The following is a 3,426-nucleotide window of genomic DNA, read 5'->3' as shown; positions in this document are numbered from 1 at the left end:
CTTATAAAGACTTTATATTGAATCTCAAACAAAAGATAGATACTCTCAAAACTCAAGGTTATGAAATAGATAAGGTGAAACTAGAGGTGGGGTATGAGGAGGAAGTGTCGGAACGATTAAGTGAGCATTTTTGGGTTAAAGATATGATACAAACAAGTTATGGACAGATGTATATAGATTTAAACAAAAAATTTGCAATGCAACCAAAATACAACAGGCAGCTAAAGAAACTATGTGCAGAACTTGAAAAAATTAGGCAATTTGCTCTTAATAATGGCTATATACTGCAAATTACATCGGGAGTTAGATGCCCTGAATTAAACAAAAAGCTTGAGCCTAATGCTTCTAAAACATCACAACATTTAAGTGCTTCTGCGGCTGATATGATTTTTGTTAAAAATGGCATATTCTCTAAAGAAGGACTAAAATTGATTTATAAAGCCCTATATAGTAGTAATCCAGCAGAAAGAATACAAGGTATAGATAGAGACAAGACTTTTAGCCAAATTATCATCGAAAGAAACAAAAATTCTGTTTGGCTACATTGTGCCATTTTTGATGATAAGTATGTTGCAAATAGGAGAATGCAATATGGTAATCAGTGGGTAGAGAAAACAGAGTATAGATATTCGCCTAATGGACAAGCAAATAATTGCCCTTTGTTAGATAGCATTAGTGATTTAGATAAAATTTAATTATCACCAAGGAGAAAACCAATGAAATACTTACTTTATATAGGCTTATTATTTGGGTTTATAAGTAGCATCAATGCACAAAGTGAAGCATTAGAGCTTGACAAAGAATTGGGGCTAAAATATCATAATGTTTCTTGTAAAGAGATTCTTGATGGGCATAGCTTTGTCAAGGATAGCAGTATTTCTACTTGTGCGGACAAGATACTTAAGGAATATGTCATAGAGGCTAATTTAGAGAATGCGTATAAGGAGTTTATTTCCAAGCAGGCTGATAAAAAGGCTTTTAAAGAACATCTCCCCAAACAGAATCTGCAATATGAATACAATAATCTCGAACTATATAGTGATACAATCAATATTGTTTATGAATTTGTCAATCCTACATTTATGGTTTTAAGCATAGGATATGAGAATGGTGTTGTGTATTATAGCTTTAGGCAGGTAGATTCTACACAGACACTTATTGAGGTAAGAAATTTTTATTTTAATGATTATTAGTTTTGTGCGAAAAGGGTGTAAATATCGAGAAAAGTTATGTTATGTAAAGAGCATTTCAGTAAAATATAGCGAATACCCAACAAACAATTTTAAGGCTTTTGTGTATCCATTAGGACATACTCCAAATTATGAGCTGCCCCTAATGGATAGCAAATTTGTAGGTAAAGGAGATAGCACACGATGAAAAAGTTTGTGATATTGATAGGTTTAGTATTTAGCATATGCTTTGCGGATAGTGCAGAGGAAATCTATAGAAATAGGCTAAGTGATGGCATAGAGATAGTTATTATGCAAAGCGATAAAAAGAAAATTACTTTTGCGTTTAAAGAAAATGGCAAGACCTTGCTAAGTGGCAAGGCTGTGGATAAATATAGTGAGTTTGGACTAGAGAGCAATGAAGATGAAGAAGGGAGGGGCTATTTCGCTATTGAATATTGGAATGTGGCTGATGAATGTTTGCAAAGTTTTAGAATACAATGCGACCCCGCTGATGAGAGCGACACAAAGAAGCGTTTAAGAATTGTGGGCAATAGAGACATAGGAGAGCCATGCAAAAAGTATCTCGAGCTTGAATATGTGATATTTTTTAGGCAAGATTAGTGTTTTTCCCTGATACACCAAATGCTCTGCCTAAACTTTTTACGAATGATAATCAAGCAATTTTTCTAATGGAACTAATATGGGAAGTAGAAAAGACATATTAATTCATATAGGTAATACAGGTTATGATTCTTTAGGGTGTCTTATGCCAAATAAAACCTACAAAAATAATGTCACTGGCAATTCAACAGAAATGACTGAAAAGCTGATTGGGGCAATAATTAGGCATGACCCACAAAGTTATATCAATGCAACACAAACAAAGGCTTGTGACAAAACAAATGAAAATGTCGTGAAAAATTTTAAAATAGTAATTCGTGAGGAAAATATAGAAATCAATCAATAAGGGGGAATAATGAAGCGCAATAAGATATTTGCAATCCTTTTTGGTATTGCGTGTTGTAATAGTTTTGTTTTATCTCAAGTTGTGGAATATGATAATGGCGATGGAGTGCCCCGCACTATCAAAGAATTTGCACCCAATGCTAGTGAAGTGTGCCAGATAGATTCTGATACCACGTTTGAAGTGCGAGGATTTTTGTATATTACGAAAAAGCTATGTGGCATAGAATCCAATATAGCAATAAATTGTCCAAATGTGCAATACTCTGTCCGACTAGGTATCATCAATGAATCAAAAGACAACCCTTTTTCATTGTATGTTTTTGATACTTTTCAAGAGGAAAAATCTAATATACGACAGCAATGATCGGCAAGGGTTTATCCATCGTTTTTCCAAACTCCCAATGAACTTAGCTTTGATGGTTTGGGTATGTTTTTGCGAACCAATCAATATCCCAAACTCAAGCGCATACACCAACACATAGAAAAAGAATTAGAAAATAAACCTTATATTCTTATCCCTGTGAGCCTTAAAATTGATAATGTTGTGTTGGGTTATCTTACTTCAGTGCCCTATAATTTTGGATTATTTGATATTAAGGAGATTTTGCCTTTAGCAGAGCAAGAGAAACAAAAGATTTTAGAGCAAAAGTGCAAAATCTATCACACTAATGTAACTGATGTCAATAAGATTCATTATTGTAAAGGCGATATGAGCGATGATAAAATCCATCCCTTTTCAAAAGATTGGTATGTCAATATGAGAGAAGAGCCAAATGGGCAATCAAGGGTTGTAGCGAAGCTTGCATCAGTAGCACCAAAGGGCGAGGAATACACAAGTTTTATAGCAGGAGAAGGCTCTTTGAGTGATAGTAATTTCCCTGTTTTTGGATTTTTGTTTCCTGTATCTAAATATGAGACAAATATAGATATAGACGATGTAAATAATCTTTCGTGGCTTGTTAATCGTGCAAAATTCCTCAAAGACAATCTAGATGTTAAAATTGTCAAGGCTCAAACCATATCAATAATGAAAAATTATGGATTTGTTGATAACGAGCAAATAGAGCTTTACACCGAAAGCTTACCAAAAAATGGTTGGTATAAAGTCTATTTTACAGACAAAAAAGGCAAAAAAATAGAAGGCTATATCTATAAATCTCAACTTTCGTGGGGATTTTGAATGAGTTGTTTTTACCATACTCCAAGAATTGGAGATGAAGTGATTGTTTCTTTCTTTGATGAGGATATAGATAAGCCTTATGTGAGTGGAAGTCTCTATAACCAAAGT

Annotated in this window: 7 protein-coding genes; all 7 read left to right on the top strand. The window is 33.7% G+C overall.

Annotated elements, in window-relative coordinates:
- Positions 1-695 (top strand): D-Ala-D-Ala carboxypeptidase family metallohydrolase (locus LS65_RS09490; RefSeq protein ID WP_236096706.1); only part of this gene is annotated, 695 nt, incomplete at its 5' end.
- A gap of 21 nt (positions 696-716) precedes the next feature.
- Positions 717-1,193 carry a hypothetical protein gene (locus LS65_RS09485; protein WP_034362849.1) on the top strand — a complete coding sequence of 159 codons (477 nt, stop codon included), beginning with the start codon at positions 717-719 and terminating at the stop codon, positions 1,191-1,193.
- 180 nt (positions 1,194-1,373) lie between these two features.
- On the top strand, positions 1,374-1,793 hold the full coding sequence (locus tag LS65_RS09480; protein ID WP_052061133.1) for a hypothetical protein: 420 nt from the start codon (positions 1,374-1,376) through the stop codon (positions 1,791-1,793).
- A gap of 79 nt (positions 1,794-1,872) precedes the next feature.
- Entirely contained in the window at positions 1,873-2,139 is a 267-nt protein-coding gene (locus tag LS65_RS09475) for a DUF5675 family protein (RefSeq protein ID WP_034362845.1), read from the top strand.
- Between the two features lie 9 nt (positions 2,140-2,148).
- A complete protein-coding gene (locus tag LS65_RS09470; protein WP_034362844.1) occupies positions 2,149-2,502 on the top strand; it encodes a hypothetical protein in 354 nt (117 codons plus the stop codon).
- 63 nt (positions 2,503-2,565) lie between these two features.
- The gene (locus tag LS65_RS09465) at positions 2,566-3,318 is read left to right on the top strand and encodes a hypothetical protein (protein ID WP_034362842.1); all 753 of its coding nucleotides are present in this window, start codon (positions 2,566-2,568) and stop codon (positions 3,316-3,318) included.
- A partial coding sequence (locus LS65_RS10395; RefSeq protein ID WP_268903718.1) for a phage baseplate assembly protein V occupies positions 3,319-3,426 on the top strand: 108 nt, incomplete at its 3' end. It lies immediately after the preceding gene.

The sequence above is a fragment of the Helicobacter japonicus genome (assembly GCF_000762845.2).
Taxonomy (GTDB): domain Bacteria; phylum Campylobacterota; class Campylobacteria; order Campylobacterales; family Helicobacteraceae; genus Helicobacter_C; species Helicobacter_C japonicus.
Note: the sequence above shows the minus strand (reverse complement) of the source record. Positions and strands in the feature narration are given on the sequence as shown.